Raw genomic sequence first — 288 nt, 5'->3', positions numbered from 1 at the left:
AACCAGCACCACCACCATGCCCAGCGTCGCCAGTCCAAGCAGCACCCCGGTGCGGGCGATGGCCGGCAGCCGTGCCGTCCGCCCAGCACCCACCGCATGCGCCGCGAGAATGGTGGCGGTGATCCCCAGCGACATCGCCGGCAGCTGCACCCAGCTCATCAGCTGGTTGACCGCACCGTAGGCGGCCGTAGCGGTGTAGCCGTAGCGGTTGATCCAGGGCCACACCGTACCGTCAGGGGCCTCGCGCATCAGATCGATGCGCTGGCGCAGGTCGGCACTGCCGTCGAT

The 288-nt window shown here is 69.4% G+C and carries 1 protein-coding gene; it reads right to left on the bottom strand.

Going from position 1 to position 288, the window contains the following annotated elements; genetic code table 11:
* Positions 1–288: MATE family efflux transporter (locus EN846_RS34630; RefSeq protein WP_245518779.1), on the bottom strand; the 288-nt coding region annotated here is incomplete at both ends.

This window comes from Mesorhizobium sp. M4B.F.Ca.ET.203.01.1.1 (assembly GCF_004791025.1).
GTDB lineage: Bacteria > Pseudomonadota > Alphaproteobacteria > Rhizobiales > Rhizobiaceae > Mesorhizobium > Mesorhizobium abyssinicae.
Note: the sequence above shows the minus strand (reverse complement) of the source record. Positions and strands in the feature narration are given on the sequence as shown.